The organism is Microbulbifer variabilis (genome assembly GCF_052467165.1).
On record NZ_CP174301.1, the window covers coordinates 1,874,248 to 1,897,693 of the forward strand.

Annotated in this window: 19 protein-coding genes and 4 pseudogenes; 14 read left to right on the forward strand and 9 right to left on the reverse strand. The window is 42.7% G+C overall.

Annotated features, from left to right (window positions below; translation table 11 throughout):
- Positions 1-1,009: 1,009 nt before the first annotated feature.
- Positions 1,010-1,447 carry a hypothetical protein gene (locus ACJJIP_RS08445; protein ID WP_444946645.1) on the reverse strand — a complete coding sequence of 146 codons (438 nt, stop codon included), beginning with the start codon at positions 1,445-1,447 and terminating at the stop codon, positions 1,010-1,012.
- Positions 1,448-1,844: 397 nt separating this feature from the next.
- Positions 1,845-2,201: a hypothetical protein gene (locus tag ACJJIP_RS08450; protein WP_444946646.1), complete on the reverse strand. Its 357-nt coding sequence runs from the start codon at positions 2,199-2,201 to the stop codon at positions 1,845-1,847.
- 589 nt (positions 2,202-2,790) lie between these two features.
- On the opposite strand from ACJJIP_RS08450, the pseudogene ACJJIP_RS08455 reads away from it, so the two are divergent.
- Positions 2,791-3,699: pseudogene (locus tag ACJJIP_RS08455) on the forward strand (IS1595 family transposase).
- 114 nt (positions 3,700-3,813) lie between these two features.
- Positions 3,814-4,152 carry a hypothetical protein gene (locus ACJJIP_RS08460; protein WP_444946647.1) on the forward strand — a complete coding sequence of 113 codons (339 nt, stop codon included), beginning with the start codon at positions 3,814-3,816 and terminating at the stop codon, positions 4,150-4,152.
- A 95-nt stretch (positions 4,153-4,247) separates the two neighbouring features.
- On the opposite strand, the gene ACJJIP_RS08465 is transcribed toward ACJJIP_RS08460, so the two are convergent.
- Positions 4,248-4,682: a PACE efflux transporter gene (locus ACJJIP_RS08465; RefSeq protein WP_444946648.1), complete on the reverse strand. Its 435-nt coding sequence runs from the start codon at positions 4,680-4,682 to the stop codon at positions 4,248-4,250.
- A 101-nt stretch (positions 4,683-4,783) separates the two neighbouring features.
- Between ACJJIP_RS08465 and ACJJIP_RS08470 the strand changes: the two genes are divergently transcribed.
- Positions 4,784-5,689, forward strand: a complete 906-nt coding sequence (locus ACJJIP_RS08470; RefSeq protein WP_444946649.1) for a LysR family transcriptional regulator — start codon at positions 4,784-4,786, stop codon at positions 5,687-5,689.
- On the opposite strand, the gene ACJJIP_RS08475 is transcribed toward ACJJIP_RS08470, so the two are convergent.
- Entirely contained in the window at positions 5,684-6,565 is an 882-nt protein-coding gene (locus tag ACJJIP_RS08475; protein WP_444946650.1) for an SDR family oxidoreductase, read from the reverse strand. The two genes, ACJJIP_RS08470 and ACJJIP_RS08475, sit on opposite strands and share 6 nt — an antisense overlap.
- 680 nt (positions 6,566-7,245) lie before the next feature.
- Between ACJJIP_RS08475 and ahpF the strand changes: the two are divergent.
- From ahpF to ACJJIP_RS08495, 4 genes and pseudogenes are all read left to right on the forward strand, one after another.
- Positions 7,246-8,494: pseudogene (gene ahpF, locus ACJJIP_RS08480) on the forward strand (alkyl hydroperoxide reductase subunit F); the annotation flags it as partial.
- A 422-nt stretch (positions 8,495-8,916) separates the two neighbouring features.
- Positions 8,917-10,230, forward strand: a complete 1,314-nt coding sequence (locus ACJJIP_RS08485; RefSeq protein WP_444946651.1) for an acetyl-CoA hydrolase/transferase family protein — start codon at positions 8,917-8,919, stop codon at positions 10,228-10,230.
- Between the two features lie 8 nt (positions 10,231-10,238).
- Positions 10,239-11,090 carry an HpcH/HpaI aldolase/citrate lyase family protein gene (locus ACJJIP_RS08490; RefSeq protein ID WP_444946652.1) on the forward strand — a complete coding sequence of 284 codons (852 nt, stop codon included), beginning with the start codon at positions 10,239-10,241 and terminating at the stop codon, positions 11,088-11,090.
- Between the two features lie 14 nt (positions 11,091-11,104).
- Positions 11,105-11,620 carry a MaoC/PaaZ C-terminal domain-containing protein gene (locus ACJJIP_RS08495; protein ID WP_444946653.1) on the forward strand — a complete coding sequence of 172 codons (516 nt, stop codon included), beginning with the start codon at positions 11,105-11,107 and terminating at the stop codon, positions 11,618-11,620.
- 468 nt (positions 11,621-12,088) lie between these two features.
- Here ACJJIP_RS08495 and tnpB read toward each other — a convergent pair.
- Positions 12,089-12,507: pseudogene (tnpB, locus tag ACJJIP_RS08500) on the reverse strand (IS66 family insertion sequence element accessory protein TnpB).
- A gap of 5 nt (positions 12,508-12,512) precedes the next feature.
- Positions 12,513-12,803: an IS66 family insertion sequence element accessory protein TnpA gene (gene tnpA, locus ACJJIP_RS08505; protein WP_444946654.1), complete on the reverse strand. Its 291-nt coding sequence runs from the start codon at positions 12,801-12,803 to the stop codon at positions 12,513-12,515.
- 726 nt (positions 12,804-13,529) lie between these two features.
- Here tnpA and ACJJIP_RS21810 point away from each other — a divergent pair.
- The 4 genes from ACJJIP_RS21810 (at position 13,530) to ACJJIP_RS08520 (ending at position 16,943) form a co-directional block, all read left to right on the forward strand.
- Positions 13,530-13,883, forward strand: a complete 354-nt coding sequence (locus ACJJIP_RS21810) for a DUF6559 family protein (protein ID WP_507016621.1) — start codon at positions 13,530-13,532, stop codon at positions 13,881-13,883.
- A gap of 956 nt (positions 13,884-14,839) precedes the next feature.
- A complete protein-coding gene (locus ACJJIP_RS08510; RefSeq protein WP_444946655.1) occupies positions 14,840-15,283 on the forward strand; it encodes a hypothetical protein in 444 nt (147 codons plus the stop codon).
- A 90-nt stretch (positions 15,284-15,373) separates the two neighbouring features.
- Complete coding sequence (locus ACJJIP_RS08515; protein WP_444946656.1) at positions 15,374-15,763, forward strand: GFA family protein; 390 nt, start codon at positions 15,374-15,376, stop codon at positions 15,761-15,763.
- A 796-nt stretch (positions 15,764-16,559) separates the two neighbouring features.
- Positions 16,560-16,943, forward strand: coding sequence for a hypothetical protein (locus ACJJIP_RS08520; protein WP_444946657.1), 384 nt, complete (start codon positions 16,560-16,562; stop codon positions 16,941-16,943).
- Between the two features lie 138 nt (positions 16,944-17,081).
- Here ACJJIP_RS08520 and ACJJIP_RS08525 read toward each other — a convergent pair.
- Positions 17,082-17,291 (reverse strand): annotated as a pseudogene (locus tag ACJJIP_RS08525) (IS481 family transposase); the annotation flags it as partial.
- Positions 17,292-17,862: 571 nt separating this feature from the next.
- The gene (locus ACJJIP_RS08530) at positions 17,863-18,402 is read right to left on the reverse strand and encodes an IS5 family transposase (RefSeq protein WP_444946658.1); all 540 of its coding nucleotides are present in this window, start codon (positions 18,400-18,402) and stop codon (positions 17,863-17,865) included.
- Positions 18,403-18,867: 465 nt separating this feature from the next.
- Between ACJJIP_RS08530 and ACJJIP_RS08535 the strand changes: the two genes are divergently transcribed.
- A complete protein-coding gene (locus ACJJIP_RS08535; RefSeq protein ID WP_444946659.1) occupies positions 18,868-20,418 on the forward strand; it encodes an MAC/perforin domain-containing protein in 1,551 nt (516 codons plus the stop codon).
- A 188-nt stretch (positions 20,419-20,606) separates the two neighbouring features.
- Here the strand turns inward: ACJJIP_RS08535 and csrA are convergent, their stop codons facing one another.
- Positions 20,607-20,795, reverse strand: a complete 189-nt coding sequence (gene csrA, locus ACJJIP_RS08540) for a carbon storage regulator CsrA (protein WP_444946660.1) — start codon at positions 20,793-20,795, stop codon at positions 20,607-20,609.
- 660 nt (positions 20,796-21,455) lie between these two features.
- Here csrA and ACJJIP_RS08545 point away from each other — a divergent pair.
- Both ACJJIP_RS08545 and ACJJIP_RS08550 read left to right on the forward strand, forming a co-directional pair.
- Entirely contained in the window at positions 21,456-22,064 is a 609-nt protein-coding gene (locus tag ACJJIP_RS08545) for a Cap15 family cyclic dinucleotide receptor domain-containing protein (protein WP_444946661.1), read from the forward strand.
- A gap of 1 nt (position 22,065) precedes the next feature.
- Positions 22,066-23,169: a nucleotidyltransferase family protein gene (locus ACJJIP_RS08550; RefSeq protein ID WP_444946662.1), complete on the forward strand. Its 1,104-nt coding sequence runs from the start codon at positions 22,066-22,068 to the stop codon at positions 23,167-23,169.
- The last annotated feature ends 277 nt before the right edge of the window (positions 23,170-23,446 follow it).

Consider the following 23,446-nt stretch of genomic DNA (forward strand, 5'->3'; position numbering starts at 1 on the left):
CAATCCAAATGGAAAATTCAAGCTACCGGCAGCCAGTCCAGAAAAGTACAGCTGTATTGCCGAACCTATGGGGGATAGATCCGGCCACGCAACATAGAGCTCTTTATCTGAATCGTAATGAAATAGCTGGAATGGTGATATAGTTCCCGGTAACGAAAACCTCAGAACAGGAGAACCTTCTTCCACCCCAATGAGCTCAGCCTTACTTCCTGGTATAAACTCTAATTTAAGTTGCGACCAATATAAGTTTTCAGAGCATCGTACTTGAAAATTAAACCCTGTGTTTAGTATGCTGATAGCTGGTATATCCTTTGGTAATGATTGATTTTGCAGCCATACAAGTGCATGTTCAGGTTGTATAGTACCGGTAAGGTCGGGAAAACAGGTTTTAGCTTTCTCGATAAAGTCAGGCGCTTCTTGTTGACTCACTTCTACGCCTATAAAAATATACCAACCTGACATTTCATTCCAAGTGTGTTCGAGTGTAACTTTCGCATGTTTTGGCGAATGTTGGGAGCTATGCTGGGCAAGAATTAAAGAGGGTGGTGAAAGTAAAAAGTATACCCACAGTGACTGCTCGCCAATATAAGGGCGGTTCTCTGGTGGCGCTGAAATTAAGTATAATCCTTGGCAAATTTCCGTTAACTCTTCTGATAAGACGCCGGCAAAACTTTTTGCTCCATGCTTTTCACTCATATTCTATTATCCGAAATTAACAGAAAACAACTTTCGCCATAGCGGTGCACAAACACCAAATTAACGTTCATCACCTCGTAGGCGATATTTACGGCCGCATAAAAGCTGTCTCGATATGATTTTTACCCCTTAAAAACATTTGATACCTTGGTGGTTATATATAACGCCACCTAAAGATATTTTCACAGCCTTAGTCGATACTACCAGCATTCTTTACTGGGGATCAGTACCCTTTGCTGGCATATTAAAAAATCATATATTAATTTATAGATTAATTATTGGGTGTTATATCCCAACAATACTTCGAGCAGTTTTACGCAGCTATAGTACCGTAGTCACTATACCGCTCGTAAATGCTGGCATCCTTTCCACAACTTTGGTCCAGATCTAACTCGTCAAAAAGTCTATTCATAAGGTGCTGATTGAACTTGCGGCGCTTCCAGCTGGAAATTGAAATAACCGTTGCTTTATCCGTTTTCTTCGCTTTTCTGTCCTCAGCTTTCAGTAAATTTAGGGCTGTCAGTGTTGCATTTACTTGTAGACCGATAGCTTCTTTTCGAGTTGACTGGCAGTGGGTTAGACCTGTGTACTGTTTGGCATCCCAGGACAAAAACTCTATTTGAAATCTTGACCTGTAATAGGCGATCAGTTTCATTGCATCTAGCTCTGTATCTGTCGAATACAGCGGTGCATGCCCATCTTTGTCGCCGTTAGTAGACCTCGGCATCACAACGCGAATAACTCTTTTCAAAAAACTTGCATAGACAGCCTTTGTATAAACCTCAGTCGTATCATTCAGAGCGCCAACATGATCAAAACGGTTCAGGCCAGCTATAAAGTCAACTTTTCCATCGTATTTTTGGGGCGTCCAGTGCCGCTGTAAACGCCTTCATATAGCCATAGCAGGTTTACATCAGATCGTAACTTGCCAACGATGTGTAACTCCGTTGGAATGTTGGCCGAACCAAATTTCACCTTGCTATACTAGGTATCTGCAGCAGGATACTTAATGCCGAGATCAAGGAGTGTTGGTGCAAGCTCGACAGCATGGTGAGCATATTGCTCAATTCGGGATCGGCCTTCTTCGTCTATTGTCTGCTGCGCATCCATGGCATAGGCAGTATTCGACTTCAGGTCAGTGATGCTGATTATAGAGATTTCAAGGCCACGTTGTGAGGCTCCGGCACGACCATTGTAATACCAGCCAACTTCCTCTGTTGTTTTCCTGGTTTATTGATAAAACTAGCATCTATAGCCGCCACACATTCATCGTTGTTTGGGAATGTCTGCATAAATAATTCTGCATTTAACTTAACGAAGTCAAAATTCCGACGAGACCATCGACAATAGCGCTTTTCACTGGCTAAACTGTATCGCTCCATGTTCAGAAATGTCGCCTTCCCCTGAAAAACCATCAGTACAGCAAATAGCGTGAGTATGAAATTTCTTCGTGGTTTTTTGACATTGGACATTCGAACGAAAATAGCTTGAATTCCGTCTTCCATAGGCAGGTACTGCGTCAATTTGATCTGAGAACCTTATTTTTCCATACCTGTCCATGGTTTCCACCCATTTCACCTCTTAAAACTGTCCGAAGTGTTGTTAAATAAAGAAAAGTATAATCCTGGTTTAGATTAGGTTGCATATGACTCCCCTGTATTTTTCAGTATAGAAGTGGTTTATAACTATATTTGCAACAAGAATAATTTAACTGTCTATGAAAAAATTCACAAAAGCACTTTGCAACCTTTGATGAAGAAATTGAGTTTAATGAAGGGCGTCTATGGGGGAAATTAACTTTGTATCATCAATAGGGAATGCGAAACATAAGGAGTTTGGGGCAAAGGTTTTTAAGGATGGTGGCTTTAATGGTGAGTTTGACTGATTTATTTCACATCTAGAGACCAAGTTAAATGATAAAAGGCTGACCTTTTTGCTTAAGCTAGTTAAAGAAGATGGTACAGCGTTTAAAATAAAGGATTTCCTAATTACCACTCTTGCTAAGTTAAGCCTAGCTCTATATAAATACAGTTATCTCGTTGATCTGCAAGGGAATACACCATGGCTCGCAACAAGGTATAGTTTCAGAAGGGGATTGGTTTGACCAATTCCTCAACATGTACGGCAGCGAGGAACAGTGCTTCGATGCGCTGTCGTGATGGCGTTGGTCCAATGGCTTTAGTTGTCCTTACTGCGGATATGACAAGCATCGCGAGCTCGCTTATCGTAAGCCTAAGCAGTGTAACCAGTGTCGACGTCAGACATCGATTACCTCCCGTACGATTTTTGACTCCACGAAGCTTTCCCTCACCACCTGGTTTCTCGGTATCTTCCTGATTACTCAAGATAAGAAGGGTGTTTCCTGTTTGGAGCTATCTCGATATCTGGGTATCTCTTACAACGCAGCATGGCGTATGAAGCAGAAACTCATGCAAGTGATGATGGAGCGGGACTAGCGATACAAACTGTTCGGTTTTATTGAACTGGATGATGCCTATCTCGGTGGTGAGCGTGCTGGATGCAAGCCGGGGCGCGGAGCCAAGGGTAAAACTTCCTTTGTAGCTGCCGTTGAAACAACCAAGGAGGGACATCCAACCCGTATTAAGCTCTCAATTATTATGGGCTTCAAAAGCAGTGAAATTTCAACCTGGAGTAAAAATTCCCTTTGTAGTGGCAGCACAGTCATCTCAGATGGCTTTCCATGCTTCAATGCCATTAAGGAGGCCGGTTGTGTGCATGAAAAAAGTGTTTGTGGTGGTGGCCGAGCTTCTGTTGAAGAGCCTGAGTTCTATTGGGTAAATATGGTACTTGATGATTTAAAGAGTGCGCGGCGTAGTACTTACCATGCTATTAGGCCGAAATATGCACAGTGCTATTTGGCAGAATTTCAATATCGCTTTAATCGAAGGTTTGATTTATCGGCACTCATTCCAAGACGTGGTTTACGTCTCTCTTCGGACTTCACCGATGCCGGAAAGGTTGCTAAAAATTGGCTTAGCATAAGTGGTAATTAGGTAAACCTTTATAGAGAAAGTAGGGGGCAGGCCTCCTTTAGTACTTTTATTGAGATATATGCTTCAATGCGTAGTTTATCGCTTAAGAGAGTGTTCGTCGTTGATGGGTAAGATCATAAAAGATGTCACATTTAGAAATGGTGAAAAAGCTACCATGTTCAAGCATGCCAATGGATATTGGCATTGTCCTGTATGTGGTAGTCCTGAGCTGGGATCTCCTGCTTACTTAGAGGATGGTAGTGGCTCTTTTCAAATATGTAGCTGCGGCTTTGAGTTTGGTTTCGACGATGAACCATCGGCATCCGGTGCAAAAATTGACTCTGTCATTGGTAATTGGGAAGTTAAAAGGCATCGTAAGTTACAATACTTATCCTCCAAGTCCGATCAATATAAAGAACTGTTAACAAATTTGAGGTGTATCGGTATTGAGCTAAACACATAGTAAAAGCATGTACCTGACCCCCTGTTGGGTGATTACGGCGTTGTGTGTTTTAACTGGTCTTACATTTCATCTAAAACAGAAAGTGGAGAAGACCTTTAACGTTTGTGTTCAGTAACTCGAAACGAGCTATGCAGCCTATCGAACCAATAGTTGAATACATAGGTATATATCACGATGTAAATCACCATGACTATCTCAAGCATAAATGCTTCTAGGATAGTCAGATTAAAGCCCCAGGCGATTACTGGCAACGTCAGTACCAACATACCCCCTTCAAACAATAACGCATGTATGGCTCTAACGATAAATGTCTTCTCCGGGTTTTTACGTATATTCAATAAGTACCAGTCAAAAGCGTGATTGAAAACCATATTCCAGACCAGCGCAAACAGTGATAGTCCAGCCGCAAGTACTAGCGATTGGTGTACCTCCAGATCAAACACTGGCACCACCAGTAAGCCACCTGTCAGCAGCAGAAAAAACTCGTAGGAAACCGCATGGAATAAACGATTCTTCAATGATTTAGTCATCAGCCATACTCACTCTGGTTGAGAAAATATGCCTGAATGATATATAGTTATTTTAGGTGGGATAAGTTAGATACTATACCTTAAACAGATAGGTTGGGCGCGTGGCAGTTTCTATTGAGCAACTGGAAGCATTTGTAGCAACCGAGCAGGCTGGCTCGTTCTCAGCGGCTGCACGTAAATGTGGAAAGGCACAGTCGGTAATCAGCTCACTGGTATCGAATCTGGAGGTTGACTTGGGAGTCAATCTATTTGATCGAAGTCAACGATACCCGCGATTGACGGACGCGGGTCAGTCACTTCTGGAACGCGCACGGAGTCTTATCGAGCAACGCGAGCGTTTGATGGCGATCGCACAGGGTTTGTCTCTGGATGTTGAGGCCCGGTTGACGTTGGCTATTGCCCAGCATGTTCGTATTAAAAACCTGGGTGGACTCTTTCAAGGGTTTCAGACCAAATATCCACATGTTCAAATTACGCTCAGAGCGGGAAGTGTTCAGGATGTACAGACCTGGGTCGAACGGGATGTGGCCCAACTCGGGATTATTACGCAGCAAGAAGATGTGCCCACTGGGTACGATTTCAGAGCCCTGGGCCATCTGAAGCTTACAGGCATCGCCTGCGTGGATCACCCGATTGCGAGACTCACTGAAGTTACCTGGGAAGACCTGAAACAATACCGACAAATCTTATTGCAGGAGTTTGAGATATCCAGCCAAACTCGCTGGCTGGTGTCTCCCGACGTGTGGAGTGTGTCACGTGTCGATGATGCACTTGACCTTGTCAACGCCAATTTGGGCTGGGCAGTATTGCCACTACACGTGGTTGCGAAAGGGATAGCGGCGAAAAAACTGATGCAGCTCCCGCTAGTATTTGAGCAGGAGAAAGAGTTGTCACACGGTGTAGATATTATCTGGTCCAGTAAGCGTCCACTGGGTCCTGCAGCCACTGACTTGATGAAGCGGTTGAGCACAGAGGACGCAATACTGAACAAGGATCAGTCGCTATGAAGCGTTTGACAGACCTCGGGCAAAATCTGTGATAGTTGTATCTGGCTTACCTAACACCTGCCAAGTTTTTTGACTCACTGGTTGCTCCTTTAGCTGTTCTACGTAAGTCAGCATATGTTCCATAAATACTGCCTGCTCCTCGGGCAGGCCCATTTCTGCAATGGCCGCGATAGGGTGAACGGCAATTTCTGTTCCCGGAGAATATGCCTCTACAAACGTTCTGGCCGCCTCTGGTAAAGACATCCCCTCAGTACCCTGAACTGAAAAACTCTGGTTGTAGGCCATCTCATTACCGATAGCATTACCGATCATCTCTGCCAGATCTGTTGTATTGGTGTAGTAGATAGGGTGGACATGATCGCCGATGATAGAAAATTGACCGTTCTCTATAAATGTGGGGAAAGAGTCCAGGAAGAACGAGCAGAAGAAGAAGGTGAAATCAATGCCCGAACTTTTAATGGCCTCTATCCCTGGCTTACGGATTACATTGGTCTTGTACTCAAGCCCCTTGTCCGCAAACTCTGGGTGGAGATAATCAATACCAGCAATCTGCATGATGTGTTGCACACCATTGATCTTTGCAGCCTCCACGATATTAATCACACCTTCACGCTCACTATGAAAGGGTAAAGTCGGGTCGAGTGACGTGGTATTCAGGGTGATATAAAGTGTTTTGGTACCAACTAGTGCAGACACCAGGCTCTCTTTATCCGAGACATCTGCTTCGACAAGCTGGATACTCTCTGGGAGGATAGTGCGAGCACTAATTATGTCCCTCACGATCGCAGTTACCTGGACACCTTTATTATCCAGTTTTCGTGCTACCTGACGACCTAAATGGCCTGTGGCGCCAATAATCGTAATAGTTTTCTGCATGGTTCAACCTTTAAAGCAATGAATGAGGTAGCCCATACTTTGCTCAAGATCTAAAAAATCTTACAGTTATGTACCATCTATCAAATAGATACTACAGCAGGTTTCATTGCATAAATGTATCTAAGCGACCGAACATGATATATGGGGTAATTAACCTAGGGTGGCTTATGACTGACTGTTTATTTGTGCAGATTATTGAAGTATCGTCTGCATCGACTTTGTATTTTCTGAAACCGCCGTCTGAGAGTATGGCCATCCAATTCTGGATAGGGGTATCAACCGATATAGGACATTCAATTTAATATTTCTACCTATTTACAACCTGCACCCAAAAAGTCGCTTAAGCAGGCGCATGGTAAGCGCGACTTAGCATAGTATTGGTGCGAAAATTGAAGCTTGACGCACCTTGCCGTCTAGTCAAGTTAAACCTTAATCGGGAAGCGCTGGCGGGCCTCCTTCCTTGGCTAATCTCCTTCTGTTGCCTACTTTTCACTCCTCTTCAATACGTACATAGATCTCCTCGCGGCGAATGTGGAGGGGTTTGAGGGGGGGGGATGCCTATCTTTGGCTGATGTCCCTTTACGCCTAGAAATTTGATTGAGACAGGAGTTCCAATTGTCTGGTTTGTGTCTGTTTTGTCCTTAAAGTCAACATGTTTGTTTATCTGCGGTTTTAGGCAAGCGGGCGGCCATCCCTCCAAGGCGAACCCAGAACTACTTGAGTAGGTGCGCAATCTAAAAGGCGAATTTCATTCTGAAACTTATATATCGCTTTCCTGCCAGAACTGCCCGGATGTGGTTCAAGCACTGAACCTGATGGCTACCCTCAACCCCAACATCACCCACGAGATGATCGACGGCGGCCTATTCCAAGATGAAGTTGAGCAGCGCATTGTCATGGCAGTACCAGCGGTCTACCTGAACGGCGAACACTTCGACCAGGGGAGAATGTCTCTGGAAGAAATCGTCAGTAAACTGGATAGCGGCGCCGCAGAACGCAAAACTGAAGAACTCAATGAAAAAGCCCCTTACACTTGCTGGTAGTGGGTAGTGGGTAGTGGGTAGTGGGTGGTGGACCCGCCGGTGCTGCAGCAGCCATTTATGCCGCACGCAAGGGTATTCGAACAGGCCTCGTGGCTGAGCGCTTTGGCGGACAGGTGATGGATACCGTGGGTATCGAAAACTTTATCTCAGTCCCTTACACCGAGGGCCCGAAGCTTTCAGCCAGTCTGGAACAACACGTTAAAGAGTACGGCGTAGATATTATTACCGACCAACGTGCAGCCAATTTACAGCGCAACGAGCTGGTGGATATAGAACTGCAAAGCGGCGCCACCCTATCCAGTCGCTCAATCATACTGGCCACAGGAGCCCGCTGTAGAGAACTCGGCGTGCCGGGTGAAGCGGAATACTGCACTAAGGGCGTGGCCTACTGCCCCCACTGCGACGGTCCTTTCTTTAAAGGCTGGCGTCTAGCGGTAATTGGCGGTGGTAACTCCGGTATTGAGGCTGCCATCGACCTGGCCGGAATTGTCGAGTATGTCACCGTATTGGAATTTGCCGACAAGCTGCGAGCAGATGACGTTTTAGTGCGCAAAGCTCAGCAGATGGATAACATTATCGTCAACTCGCAAACCACTGAAGTCCTAGGCGATGGTAACTAGGTAAATGGACTCGCCTACACCGATCGTGAATCTGGAAAAAATAAAAAACTCGATCTGGCAGGAATCTTTGTGCAAATTGGGTTGGTACCCAATACAGAGTTTCTCAAGGAAACCGATGTTGAAATGAATCGCATGGGAGAGATCGTTATCAACGAGCGTGGCGCAACATCTGTACCCGGGGTCTACGCTGCCGGCGATGCCAGGGCGCAGGTGCCACAGGAGCATTGGGCGCGTTTAATTACCTGATCCGCTCCTCAGTGGAATAAAAATAGGTACTTCTCAAGGCCGGTCTTAGACCGGCCTTTTTTACTTATGTACTGCACGAAATATGCCGCCATTCCAGCCCTCTTAAGAATTTGTAGTCAAGGTCAATGGGATTCTTTAGTTCTCTTCCTGCCTCGCAACCTCTCCTTTATCCCACCGACACTCCCTGTTCATTTTGGCCTGCGGGGCTTAAACATTATCGCCGTAAATAACCTTTCAATTTCTCAATAAATAGCAACAAATCACGACAATATAAAACAACCACTATAGAGAAACCCTAGTATTAGCTGAGAATACTATCGAAGCCCATACTTCACTATCGAAACTGGAAAAATAATCTATTTTAAGTTCAGTGATAGTAGGCCATAAAGCGCCTAAGGGCCGAGAGAGAAGACAACTAAGATAACGGTGAATTTAGCGTATTATGAACTACGAAGCCCAATATCATAGAAAATTGACCAAAGCCGATAATGCCATATCCGCAATACCCAGCGAAAGTATCATCTCTATGGGCATGCGTGTAGCCACGCCACCGGCCTTACTAAAAGCTTTAGAAAATCGAGTTCGAGCAGACGACATAAAGAAGCTTAAGGTGTACTACATGCGCTGCGGTGGCATCGCAATGAAAACCATTTTTCAGGAAGATTTACTAGACCGCGTTAGACCTTTTTCGTCCATGCTCACCAAAGACGAGGTCAAGCTCGCCAAGAAAGGTTTCGCTGAGGGTAAAAAATATATTAACTATGTGCCTATTTCCTTCAGTCGCTACCCTGAAATCATTAAAAAGCAAGTTAATTTGGATGCCTTTCTCGTTACCGTATCCCCAATGGATAAATATGGATACTTCAATTTTGGCACTAGCGGGGATTATGCGATTGAGCTATCCAGGCACGCGGAGCGATTGATTGTTGAAGTCAATAAAAATATGCCGAGAACTTCTGGGCAAACATTACTTCATATTAACGAAGTGGATGCAATCATAGAAAACGACACCCCATTAATCGAAGAGCCACAAAGAGAAACCTCTGAACTGGATAAAAAGATAAGCGACTATATTGCGCCACTAATACCTGATGGTTCCACCATTCAAATGGGGATTGGTGGTGTTCCCAATGCAGTATGTGAGCAATTGGTTGGTAAGAAAGATCTTGGGATACATACTGAGGTTATCACCTCGGGCATGATAAACCTGATCAAATCTGGCGCTGTTAATAATTCACGAAAAACGCTTAATACCCATCTCAATGTTTTCACCTTTGCAATAGGTGACAGGGTACTGTATGACTTTATTGATGAAAATCCTTCAATGGCCTGCCTCCCAGTCTCTTACGTCAATGAACCACAGACTATTGCCCTTATTGACAACATGATCTCGGTCAATTCCTTTATTGAGATCGATTTCGCTGGTCAGGTAAACGCAGAATTCACTGACCATCAATTCTCAGGAGTGGGTGGACAACTGGATTTCATTAGAGGTGTCTATTACTCGAAAAACGGTAAGACCATATTGGCAAGCAGTTCTACAGCAAAGGGCGGAAATATTTCTCGAGTGGTACCGCGATTAAATACAATCACAACAGATTCCAGGCTTGATGTTGATTATGTAGTTACTGAATACGGCTGCTGCCAGCTGATGGGGAAATCAACCACAGAACGTACCCATGCCCTAATTAATATTGCACACCCAGACTTTAGGGAAAGCCTGCTAAAAGAAGCTAAAGAGCACAATTTTATCTAACTAACCCTATGATCAACCTACACATTCATCCTGCACTGCTTTTCACGCCAGGTAATAAACCCAATCTTTTTCAGAAAGCCGCAGAAGTAGAAGCCAGTGCCGTTATTATTGATCTCGAAGATAGTGTACCCAAAAGTGACAAGCAATTAGCCCGAGACAATGCATTTCAATATCTTTCCAAGAACACCAGCCACACCACAGCCAATATTATTCGAATCAACCACCTAACAAGCAATGAAGGGCTAAAAGACATACTTGCTATTACTAGAGCCAAATTACAGATCGATGCTGTACTTTACCCCAAGACAGAGTCCCCTAATGATATTCAGCAGCTTAGTGAACTTCTCTCTCAAACTTATGAGGACTTAGCAATAATTGCCTTAATCGAAACAGCCAATGGAACAATTAACGTCCACAATATTGTTAATAACGGCCCACATAAACTCCAGGCCTTGATGTTTGGTGCTGCAGACTACGCCAACGACCTGAACTGTGATAACTCCATTAACGCCCTGAGTTCTGCTCGCAGTAAAATCGTAGAAGCATCAGCGACAAAGAATCTGGCCTGCTATGACTCACCTTATTTTGATTTCAATAATGAAGGTGGGCTACTGAAAGAGCTGAATATCGTTAAGGCAATGGGATTCAATGGCAAAGCCGCTATCCACCCCAAACAAATCTCAGCAATCAAGTCTTCTTTCAAGCCTACTCAAGAAGAGTATGAAAAAGCAGAAAAAATCGTAGAGATTTATAACAATTCAAAGGGCAAGACCTGTCAATACCAGGGTGAGATGATTGATGTACCTGTCTATTCCAAAGCAAATCATCTCTATCTTCAACAAATTAAACTGAAGCCGTAAGGGAAATGGTAGTCATGCAATTCCAACCCTATAAAAAAATCAACGATAACCGCTATCGGGAAGACTTTGGATTTTACTTCGAAGACTTCACAGAGGGTATGATCATTGAGCATCGTCCAGGTAGGACATTGACTCGAACAGACAATACCTGGATGACGTTACTTACAATGAATACGGCACAATTACATTTTGACGCACACTATGCACAAAACACTGAATGGAAGTTACCGCTAGTAGATAGCACTCTAACCCTGGCGATTGTAACTGGAATGACCGTAAACACTATCAGTAAGAAGGTAGTAGCTAATTTAGAATGGGATAAGGTAAAGCTACTAAAACCTGTTTTTGAGGGGGACACCATCTACGCTGAGAGTGAAATCCTATCTAAACGGGAATCACGTTCCCGCCCTACTCAGGGAATAGTGACGGTTGAAACTCGTGGCTTCAATCAAGATGGTGAACTATTTATGAGTTTTCTGAGAACAGTATTGGTGTACAAGAAAGGGCACTCACCAACTTACGGCATTTAGGGGAGCACTTAATAACGCCATAATTTCAATTACTTTCAGAGCTGCTCACAATCAAGACAAAGCTTTGTAGGAATATCCAGACCTTTCCATAAGTTGCAACGCAGGATGCCAATCGCTCTAAAACTCTGTATTGCGAACTTTGAAGGCCGAATGTGCTGTGTACTTAACGGCTATCTGCACCGAAGCCCCTGCCTAGCCTACAAAGAAGCGACAGGTATGCCTCAAAACCAATGGTACTATAGAATCAGCTTATGCATGCGCAGGGTCTAGCCACTCACCATCTTTCTCTACCGCCCATCAATCATAAAGTAAGCGATCTTACCAGATCGTAGGAGAGGGTTTTATTTAAAGTGCCGGGATAGCACCGCTGAATGCCAAGTCATGGACGCCTTAAAGGGTTGTGCTATCAACAGACAAATATGGTGGCATTCGACAGAGGTCCACCTTCTTGCGGACAGCGCCGTTATATCATGCGGCTGCGGCCATCCCAACTTTATCAAGTTGGATATTCCAGGGTAGCGGTGCCTCATAATCCTCAACGGAAAAGCGTGAAAAATAGAGTTTTTCTGGTTCTTTTTGCTGAGTAAAGTCCAACCCAGAAAGCAGACACTGTAGCTGTGAAATCGACAACTCTATTGCGTCATTTGAAATGCCAGGAAAGGTAAACCTCGACTTCTCATTTCGCTTATAAAGGAGCCAGAATCCATTATCTTCCCAGTAGAGCACACGAATTTATCGGCCTTTTTATTGCAAAAGACAAGGAGCTGACCGGATGTCGGATCTTTGTGTAACGTATCAGCCACCAGCAGCACAATACCATCCATCTGCTTGCGAAAATCGATCGGCTGACGGTAAAACCAGACTTTGCTGTTAAACGATAGCCACATCGTATTTACAGGTCCATAAGGCCAGGAATTTGTGCCAACAACACCAGGCTATTGATCACCAGCTTTATGCCATTCGGGAACTCCAATATACCCCGGTTTCTCATAGTAGCTGTGGAAGACTTGATATCCACGGGAACAAAGTCAGGGGTATCAGAGACCGCAGTTTGTTCAGTTAGTTTTTGGTGCCAGTAGAGGAACTGGCTGTAGTTTAGGTTGTGCTTACGGGTATAGGCGCGCTTGGATTGAGAGCTTCTCTCGTAGGCCCTGACATGGGTTTGCCGCTGCTGCTGATTCATAGGGCTTTCCTCCGAAGTTGATGGAGGGGGTATCATGGCAAGCCCGTCAGAGCAAGTTGAATAATGTGGTTCATGTACCGCTTACGTACCATCTATCAAATAGATACTACAGCAGGGCCTTCTAGTGCCTGCTTTTTGTTCATGTTTGACGCGCACGTAGATCCCTCCTCGATGGACGACAAGGGATTTGGGGTGGAAGGCATATCTTTACTTGATTTCCCGTCACCTCCAGCAATGTGTGTGAGGAATTCGTAACAATTTTTTGGTTTTTGCCAGTTCGGGGCTTGTGGGTAAACTCATTGCTTTCTACTGGTGCTCAAGCCGTGGGGGTATTCTTTAACAGGGCACTAAGTGACCTTTTTTGGGTGGGAAGTCGGTGGGTGCTGGAGAGGGTAGGAGTGACTTTTTATCTAAATCTTCCAAAATAGGCAAGTAAGATGTTTTTGCATTGTTCTGTATATCAGAATTGAAAAGCAGCTTTTCTTATTTCTTGAAGATAAGCAATAACTCATTGACTCATAAAGCATTTCTAAAAATATACAGAGCAAAGAAAGTACAGAAATATAAAGAGGTTGCTCTATATCTTTATTTGACATACGTATCGGTTAAAGGTGGTTTCTTGACTCTCTGCATCTTTTTGTGTTGTAGTATATATGAGCTTTAGAATTAGAGAGAAGCATGATATACAGATGTAGCTTTTGAATTAATCGGTAAAGGTATCCGATCGTGTGGTTTTTAAAATTGTCAAGTAAACGCAAGGCCATACGGATCTTCAAAAGGGATTTAAGGCGTAAATTATCAAATGATTGGGGGAATAAGAGAAAGTATTTAGCCTCTGAGGTGGCTAATAGTGTTCAAAACCACTATCCCAAACTGACTAAGTATCAAATGTACGCAATATACATGTGGTCAGATAAAAAGCAGTTTGATAAATATTGTACAGAATCTGGCGTAAGTTTTAGCTCAATCGAGGCCAGGAAAGAAATTAATTCTGTTGTGATTTCTATGAATAGAAGTGATTCATCCCTAGTAGAATCCAATTGTAGCAACGAATTTTCTGACTCAGGAGGTTCGGATTGAACTCACGTTTAAAACGAAAAAGCATACGGTGTAAAAAAACCGTTGCTTCGATATGATTTTACCGTAAGTACTTTAGGCGTCAAAAATCCTGAGTTCGGAGAGAGGGTTAGTGGAAGAAGTAATAGGTGGTGTATTTAGGTTTCTCGGTCGATTTATTGTTGAGACTATATTTACAATCATTGTCGAGGTCATGTTCCACTTTCCTGGCAATCTCATTTGTAAACCTTTCACAAAGAAAGGGAGAGAGCCAAATAGGTTTCTGGTGGTGATTGTCAGTATGTCATTTTGGTTGTTAGTAGCTGGATTAGCGCTACACAGCGTACTCCCTTCTTTCTGGTGAGCCCGGTGCCTAACAAGCACAAGAAGTATGCTACGGCTCTTCGGGCCTTTTTGGAATGACTTACTTTATGTACATTTTGCACAGTTTACTCAAGAAAAGGCTGGAGCAGAGCGTGTAGATATGCATCTCGTTGCCAAATAAAGTTTAACTGCTACAGAGGGGGTAGGGCCTTCTTCCTTAGGGAGCCTGACCTGAACGACCACCATTGCCTAATTTTTGTTCGCTTTTAATGTAGACATTGATCCCTCAACTGGTGGAGTGAATGCCCATCTTTACTTGATCACCTTTCTCTTTCAGTACTGCAATTGAGACGATTGTCTCAATTCTTAGTTTTTCACCTGTTAGATGTTTTATCGTCAACATGCTTGTTTACAGTAAAACTCACGCATGTGGGTAGGATCATTCCTTGATGTGGAAGCTTGGTAAATGATAAATAGCAAAGGCGAGGTACGGAGACAATGTATAGAATAAAAAATGTGAATCCTAGGCAGCTGTAGCTCAGTGAGTTGATTTGAGCTACTGACTTTTCGCCTTGTAGGGCTGACGAGCTTTAGAGTTGTGGAGAAGCGTGATATATAGATGTTACTTTTGAATTGACAGTTAACTTTTAAATCGTATGAATCTTATTCTTGAAGGAACAGATCAGGTAAAGTTCTTCACGAACATAAAGGAAGTTTTCTCTGCCCTCAATATTTCATGCCATGACTATGATTGGTTTGTCAGCGACATAGAAACTAACGATTTGGTTATATCAGAGGGTTGGCACTCTGGATTTGAGCTAGAAAAAACAATAACTAGCAATGATGTCCAGTTCATTTGGGCAGTATTCAGCGCTTTTCCTATCGGCACCCGATTTGCGGTTGCTGAACCACCGTACGTTGATGGAAACCCTAATTACTGGAATGCCTCTGAACCAAAACCTCAGTTAGAAAAAGCTATTTTTGAAATAGCCTGCTGGGACAGCAGTGCCACAATATTAATAGGGATAAATCCAGCGATGGCTGAGAATTTCAAATCAATATACACAGATACGATAGAGCTAAAGTATGCGGCAAGGTAAGGAGGTTGCTAAGCTTAGGCATGGCGAGAAAGTAAACGCTACGTTTTAGCTTTACTCATGCTATGTGTGTAAAATTTAGAGGATATAAAGTTGAATGAATTAGCAGAAGGTTCTTGCAATTGCGGAGCCGTAAATTTCAGAATTAGCGTAATCCCCGAAGATGTATATATATGTCATTGCTCTATTTGTCGTAAAGCTACAGGCGGAGGCGGAATAGCCGTAACGGTGATTCCTAATGAAAGTTTTGAGTGGGCTTCTGGTCAAGATCATATAAAAACATGGATAAAGCCAAATCATGATTGGCAAACAAGTTTTTGCTCAGAATGTGGATCATCCTTACCTGGGAAGAACGATGATAAGGCTATGTACGTTCCTGTAAGCTTGCTTGACACTGGCTTTGAGAGGCTAAAAGTAAAGCAGCATTTATTTTTGGATTCAAAAGCAGTTTGGGAAGAAATTAGTGAAAAATGGTGGACCTAGCAAGGTGGTTAGGTTTGTTGCGAGGGTTGCGCAGAGTATTCATAGAAACCCGCAGTAACACTACTCTTTCCTCAAAAGATATAGGGCAGGGAAACTACAGATATATAGATATATTGATCTATATCTTTCTTTGAACACTTGTGCCAACTAAAGATATCTTGATCCTCTGTATCTTCGGGCTGAAGGGCTTTGGAATTATAGAAAAGAATGGTATATAGGTGCTGCTTTTGAATTTACTGTTATGTCCCTTACGATTCAGAAATAAAAAGGAATTACTCATGAGGTATTATGTGGAGGTGCTTAAACAGATTCCTCACTGTCAATCCGTTGAAGATTATGAGGTACTGTTATCCTGGAACATCCAACTTGAGAGAGTTGGGGTGGCCACAGCCGCATGATATACTGCGCTGTCCGCAAGAAGACGGACGTCTGTTGAGCAGTCATATTTATCCGTTGATGACACAACCCTTAAAGCCTTCCATGGCTTGGCATTCAGCGGTGCTATCCCAGTTCTCTAATACAAGCCTCACCTACGATCTGGTAAGATCGCTTACAAATCTGTTAATCATACTTATTCGAGACAAAGAGAGTACAGTGTTGCACTGTTAGTGACGGATAGTGAAGGAAATCAAGACTCTGACACCGCTAGAGTATTTGTATATGGGATGGAGGCGGTGGCTCCTATAATAACCTCTTTGCTTCTTTAAGAGCTTTGGTTTTTGATTAGGTTTGAGCTTAATTCTGGGGAATATGTTAAGGTTTCGTATAAATTGATTGTTAAATGTAGAGGGATAAAGTGAAGAGTTTTAGTGTACTTATAACAGTAATGGCTTTGATGTTTGTTGGTGGTGTTCAGGCAGGGACGCCAACTTGCCACTCAGGGAGTGATGTGTATTGCCAATACATAGGCAAAGTCGAACGTATCTATGTGAATAAAGATAATCTTATATTGTTATATTTTGATACACCTGTAGCGCTAAATATTCCAGAAAGCGCTGGACTAAGTGCAGTATATGACTTTGCTGCTGCTTTCGCTGCCGATGAAAACCCTGAGTTCGCCAAAATGTTCTATTCAACAGCTTTGGCTGCCCAAGCCTCTGGGCGCGATGTAACTATACAAATGAGGGGGCTTCAGGGGGGGTATTTGAAGATTGACCGAATATGGTTGTCAACTCCATAGTATAGTGGTCTATAACTTCCGGACACTTCTATAAGAGAGTAAAACTAACAAACGAAGTGCCCGGAAGGATTAGATGTAGTAGTTCAGATTTGGTCTGACAGTTACCGGTTTTTCAGAAGGTGTTCGGTCAGGTCAAATTCAGTTTACGAGTTTTTCCTTCCAGGTGCCTTTTCCATCTTCAAGTGTTGCCATCGAAGTGCGGCCGCAACACTTCTTACCCTGATGGGTCCGATCATTATTGTAATATACGAGCCATTCGTCTTGATCCTTTTGAAGCTCCTCTACAGATCCATAAATCTTGCGACGTAATGATGGTTGGTAGAACTTCTGAAAAATTGTTTTATGGAATCATTCACAGCTGATCATGCCAGCGATTTTTGATTTTTCAGTTATAGAGGGTGGGGAGTTGCTTTCTGATACATGTGAAGATAAATATAGGGTTGCGACATTACCCATCTTAGAGATGGTGTGCGCTCAAAGGTGCTACTATGATGATGAAAGAGAGGGGGAGGTTTGGGTGGGGGCCCCTCCATTGTAAATCTGTTCCCACCGTCTTTCAGTGCTTGCTTTTTATTCTCTTTTGATGCGCGTATAGATCTCTTTTCCGTGGACGGGGAGGGATGTGGGGCGCGGATGCCTATCTTTACTTGATGTCCCTTCACTTCCAGTGCTGTGACTAAGACATTCGTCCCGGCTCTTAGGCTTTCTCTGGTTTGCTGCTTTATAGTCAACCTGTTTACTTCCTGCTGATTCTCAAGCCGTAGGTGGAGTTTTTTTGGTAGGGGAGATTTAGATGAGGAACGGCCGTGGTGGAGCAGAATAGGGACGTGTTAAGGCTAGTTTTCCTAAGCTGGCGCACGACTGTAACTTGTTGAATCTAAATCGCTTTTATAGCTACATTGCCAACTTTAACATTTAGCTACTGCTGCTCTGCTAATGACCCTACTTGGTGGGTGTCCAAAATTGCTTTTTTTTCAGGATCACGTTTCTTCTTTATATTCTTAGTCGAAGATGGAGCTGAGATAATAGTGGCATCTACAATGGTGCCTTCACGCAATACCATGCAATCCTCGACAAGATACTGATTGATTTCCTCAAATAGAGTTGTGCCAAGCTGATTTGACCCCAGCAATTGACGAAAGTTAAGAATTGTTGTCTCATCGGGAATTGGGCCGTTCAAAGTCAATTCTGCAAAATTACGCATAGATTCAATCTCGTATAGCGCATCTTCCATAACTGGATCACTGAGATTGTAAAACAACTGCATGCAATGAACGCGCAACATGACCCTCAATGGGTAAGGTTGTCGGCCACGCTTGCCGCGTGGATAACAAGGGGCTATCCGAGCTTCCAGTCGCTGCCATGGAATGAGGATATTTATCTGAGAAAGAAACTTCTCTCGACGAGTTTTACGGCGCTTCAGATTGTATTCTGCTTCGGCAAAGGTGACTTGGTGCATGATTCATCATAGTCTTGACGGATAGGTGAACACTACCAAATTAGCTCGGAATTATTCAGAGGTTCCTTAGATAAATAATAACCATATGGGATTTGTAGATCGAATTTCGATAGTGTCGTGCTTTGGGTATTTTCTCATTGCTATTGGCTATAGCTAAGATAATTAGTTTTTTAGCTGATAGGGCGAAGATGGTGAGTTAGGATTTGAGGAAAAACTGACGTTATATGCAACTTGCTATAGCTATAATTCGTGTCCTGCTGTGGTTCGCGGTAACTAACAGAAGTACAATTATGGAGTAGGAATAAAGAGTTTAATAAAATTTGAGTGCTCGCTTCCTGTGGTGGAAATCGATAAAAAGCTAATTGCTAGCTCACGACTTATTTGTACACGCGATTTCGGTGAGCACTTACAAGATGGTATTTATTTAAATCATTATCTTTAACATATTGATCATGGACGTGAAAAATGAATGAACTGAGCGACATAAGTGAATTGAATGAAGAGGAAAAAAAATCAAGTGGCGCTAAAAAACACACTGAGGAAGATTATTCATTCATTCCGGGTATAAGAGTGATAGGTCACGCATTTAATGTGTTTGGTGATCTTCAGATTAGCTCTAGGGACCTATTGTTTGATTTGGGTGTTAACGAGTACAGAGAAGTTACAATAGGTGGAAAGGTCTATCGTGTGCCAAAATATGTAAAGGTTAACGAGCAAGATCAATATGCAGAAACCGAAGATATAGTTACGGAGTCTAGATTAGAATTTCAGAACAAATTCTCTTCATCAATGGGGGCGTCAGGTACATATGGTGCCTTTAGTATGCAGTTTAATGCCTACTTTAATCGTAATATTTCTGGGAAAACTAAGAATTATTACTCTCTATACTCTGAAATTCATCAAGACTTTACCATTGAGTTGAGTTTTGGGGAGAAAGATCCATCGGAATTTCTGACGGAAAAAGCAAAGCAAGCTTTTGAAGCAGCCCATGAATCTGAAGATTATGATAAGTTGTTTAATGAGTGGGGAACCCACTATCCCAATCACGCTGTATTGGGTGGTCGATGCGATATTACTAGCTTAGCATCTCAGAAATCCATTACCTCTGTATTGGAGTTTGGTGCTGAGGTTAAAGCGGTGTACAACGCTATCTCAAAGGCTGCCGAGGCGAAGGGGAAAGTAGATTATAAAGACGTTAGTGATGAGTTTATGTCCTATGCAAGTTGGAATACTAGCTGTATTGGAGGTGATACGTCTAAAGCTGCGCTCATTAAAGTCAACGGCGAGGCCTTGAATGCTTGGAGAGATACTGTGCAGAGTTACCCAGATATCATTGGGTTCAGGTCATATAAAAATACTCTGGAAGAAGATGAGATCGGAGTGAATTCCCCATTACAAGAAATTTGGCGGCTAGAAAAAGATGATAAAAAGCGGGAGGTAATGAAAAGACATTTTGAAGAATATATGGCCAAAATGTCAGTTAAGTTTCAGTTAAGAGGGGGAGCAAAATGGACTATAAAAGAAGGAAATATTCACCTTGGTGATAAGGTGTATAAGTCTGAGGATGATTTAATAGGGCTATATGTCCTTACTCTGAATAGATTAACTCTTCAGGCTGCTCCTGAAGAAACTATTGGAGGTAAGAAGACGACTAGGCAATACTTCACTTGGAATGATGAAAGTGAACAGAAAAGACTGGCTAACTACCTAAACAGTATAAATTCAGATAAGATTGTAATTATTGTTAGTTATGATTCTGGTTGGGGTCTGCCTGGTGGATCAAATATTCTTAGTGATTTAATATATGCACTAGAGAGGTGTGGTGCAAGTGATCTAATTTCACCAGACTTAGAGTTTGATTGGCGCCAGCCATTTTGTATGATCGGTGTGCCAGGAGATTTTGATTCCGGTGTATATAGTTTGCTTGATACGGGTAGTAATAGCCCAGCCATGTTAGATGGGCATTTAATGAAGTCTGAAAGCGATATTAATTATTTAATTGAAATTGAGCTGTGACCCACTTCCGTTAGTCCAAGCTAAGAAATCCACCCAGTCCTGCTGGGTGGATTTCATTCCTTTTTATTTTTTCTGTGTCCATCCTGGCCACTGCGAGTATTAGTGCGATATCGGCACTTGCTGTCTAATAAAATATAATAGCTGTTAAGAAGGCGTGGCTGGAGCCTCCTTCCTTGGAAAACCTTCTCTCAATGCCTTCCATTGCTTATTTTTTGTTCTCTCTCGATACGCACATAGATTTCTTCACGATGAACGGGAAGGGATTTGGGGGCGTGGATGCCTATCTTTACTTGATTTCCCTTCACTTCCAGTACTGTGATCGAGACACTCGTTCCAATTCTTAGGTTCTCGCCTGTTCGGCGCTTTAGGATCAACATGTTTGTTTCCTAGCGATACTCAAACTGTGGGTGGGCATTACTTGGTGGGGAAGCTTGGTAAGTGATACTTGGTGGAAGAGTAGGGTGGGGCGCGGGGGCGGTGGGCGCAGAATAGGAAAAGGCGCGCGCTAGGCTCCCATAGCTTGGGGAATTGCTCCAAGCTGCTGGTTGTGCTCCACTTTATTGAAGACGAGCGGGTTTCTAGCGTAGTATGCATACAGCCATCTTGATACTTATCTTATCAATTTGGTTAGCTGGCCCCTGGTGTTGCAGCACCTTGGGTCAGCGCCCTTTCTTTACTCTTACATCACGTACCCTTCTCCTATTGGTCGGGTTTTAGAAATTTTGTTGGTGATAGGGTTAAGTGGAACTTGTATTAATGTAGCCACCTTACTAATTGATATCAGCCGATTTTACTTAGTCTTGATACTGAATAAAACTTTATTAATTCCAGTAGGGCAATTTGAACGCCTTTATTTTGTTGAGTAATTGCATTGGAAGTTCAATTTCCTCGGTTGTTTTCTAAGTGTTTGGTATTTGGTGTTATCTCTTGCTTTCTTCGATAGGTTTGGCGGGTTATACTTTATAATTGGTTGGTGCCCAGGGTTGCACCTTGCATTATGAATTTATAAAAAGAATCATTGTTTAATGAGACGATCAGTGCATCCTTATGCAGTTTTTGACCACAAAAGGCAGGTTGTTGGAAGGTTCTTAGGTATTGTTTCTTTTGTTGCAAGCCCAATTTTAGGTAACGCAATAGTTGGGCTTTCAGAGCTTACAGATTTACAGTTTATTGGCTCATTCGTCATTACGTCTAGCTTAATCTATTTGGCTCTAGATAAACTATTTGATCATTTAGTTTGGAAATTGGAAATTGTTGGAAAGTTGCTTTCTATTCCAAACTTTTCAGGTCAATGGTCTGTGAAAGGAAAAACTATAACTGATTCTGGAAGCATCGGGTATGAATGGGATGCACAGTTAAACATTTTTCAAACATGGAATGAAATTTCTATTCAGCTAACGACATCCCAAAGCCAAAGCTATAGCTATACAGCAACGGCTTCAAAACTGCCTGATGAATCATGGCAGCTCTCTTATAGCTATAGTAATCAACCAAATCTTGAACAAGAGCATGATTTGAGCTTTCACAGAGGTTTTTGTGAGCTTGTCTTTGATTTGAAATCAGGGGTGGCGAATGGGACCTATTTCAATTCTCATGGCCGACGAACTCGGGGAAATATGGAGCTAAAGAGAGATCAAGGGAAATAATATGAATTATGATACTAAGCTAGGTAACTTGAACTCAAGGCGCTCCTTGCCTCAGCTTTTACAGAAAGCACATGCGCTTGATGGAGGGGTACCTCAATCGATTCAAGAAAGTTATTCCATATTAAATGAGAGCAGTGTAATAAAATATGTACTTGGCTCAATGCAGCCCGTAAATCAACGATATACTGAAATTTGCTTTGAGGAGGGAGATAGAGTAGCTAGCTCTCTTAAGCAAAGCTTGAAACAAAATGGAATCAATTCCTTTCATGAATTTCAAGGGTCAGTTCCATTAGATATCCATATTAAGGGTGCAAGTGATGTGGATGTGTTGCTGATACATAGCTACCTAACATGGGAGCGACCTACTGCGTCTCATAAATCGTATACACCTTCTAGCGAGGGTATATCGATGATTACAAGGATGCATGAGCTTAGAATTCAGTCAGAGCGTATATTAAAAAGTAATTTTCCAGCTGTTTATGTTGACGTAACAGGTGCAAAGTCTATTGCAATGGAAGGCGGTTCATTACAGCGAAAGATTGACATTGTACCGTCACACTGGCATGACACTTTGGATTATCAACATAGTAATGAAATTAAAGACAGAGAAGTAAGAATATACAATAAAGATAAACGAGAGACTTTTGGGAATTGGCCGTTCAAGCATATTCACCAAATTAACCAAAGAGATAGAATTTATTCAGGTAATCTCAAAAAAGTTTGTAGGCTACTAAAAAATATAAAGGCAGATGCATCCTCAAGTAGAGTTAAGTTTCTAAAAAACCTTAGCAGCTATGATATTGCTAGTTTGGCTTATCATATGGATCGTCACCTTAGTATGCCAAGTTACTACGATCTAGGTTTGTTGGGGAGGGTTAATGATTTTATGATTGAAATTTGCTCAAATGATTGTGAATTAGGTAAGCAGTTTCTAACTCCAGATGGTAGCCGTCTTATTTTGGATAATATGGAGCGACAAGCAGGTGCTATGGCGCTGACTCTAGAGATAAACTCTGTCTATAAAGATCTATTACAAGACATTGCCCCGGGGCTAAATGAAAGTGTGGGTAGGAAGCACTTAGACACTAGACCGGTGTATATCTGAGTTTGTAAGAAATGTAGTGGTCAAGTCTAATTGGGCAACTCTCTAAGTATATTTCTCAAATACTAAAGGAGTTATCGTTGTATGGATTCATCATTAGTTGTAGTAAGAGATATGGGCTCTCTCCTGATATAGCCCCCTCCCTTGCTGAATAGAGAAGAGATTTCCAGTTAACTTGACTGATTCGCCCCACCTTTACTCGCAGATTGCTGGTAGTGGCTGCCACAACCTCTGCAGCCCTAGAAATCGAATCTTCCATTTAGGCATGGGCCCACGAGTC

Coding starts and splice junctions, on each gene's coding strand:
- ACJJIP_RS08450 (WP_444946646.1), bottom strand. CDS start 2,201: ATGGAAGACGGAATTCAAGCTATTTTCGTTCGAATGTCCAATGTCAAA.
- csrA (WP_444946660.1), bottom strand. CDS start 20,795: ATGTTGATCCTAAAGCGCCGAACAGGCGAGAACCTAAGAATTGGAACG.
- ACJJIP_RS08465 (WP_444946648.1), bottom strand. CDS start 4,682: ATGACTAAATCATTGAAGAATCGTTTATTCCATGCGGTTTCCTACGAG.
- ACJJIP_RS08460 (WP_444946647.1), top strand. CDS start 3,814: ATGGGTAAGATCATAAAAGATGTCACATTTAGAAATGGTGAAAAAGCT.
- ACJJIP_RS08550 (WP_444946662.1), top strand. CDS start 22,066: ATGAATTATGATACTAAGCTAGGTAACTTGAACTCAAGGCGCTCCTTG.
- ACJJIP_RS08475 (WP_444946650.1), bottom strand. CDS start 6,565: ATGCAGAAAACTATTACGATTATTGGCGCCACAGGCCATTTAGGTCGT.
- ACJJIP_RS08485 (WP_444946651.1), top strand. CDS start 8,917: ATGAACTACGAAGCCCAATATCATAGAAAATTGACCAAAGCCGATAAT.
- tnpA (WP_444946654.1), bottom strand. CDS start 12,803: ATGAATCAGCAGCAGCGGCAAACCCATGTCAGGGCCTACGAGAGAAGC.
- ACJJIP_RS08490 (WP_444946652.1), top strand. CDS start 10,239: ATGATCAACCTACACATTCATCCTGCACTGCTTTTCACGCCAGGTAAT.
- ACJJIP_RS08535 (WP_444946659.1), top strand. CDS start 18,868: ATGAATGAACTGAGCGACATAAGTGAATTGAATGAAGAGGAAAAAAAA.
- ACJJIP_RS08510 (WP_444946655.1), top strand. CDS start 14,840: ATGAATCTTATTCTTGAAGGAACAGATCAGGTAAAGTTCTTCACGAAC.
- ACJJIP_RS08530 (WP_444946658.1), bottom strand. CDS start 18,402: ATGCACCAAGTCACCTTTGCCGAAGCAGAATACAATCTGAAGCGCCGT.
- ACJJIP_RS08495 (WP_444946653.1), top strand. CDS start 11,105: ATGCAATTCCAACCCTATAAAAAAATCAACGATAACCGCTATCGGGAA.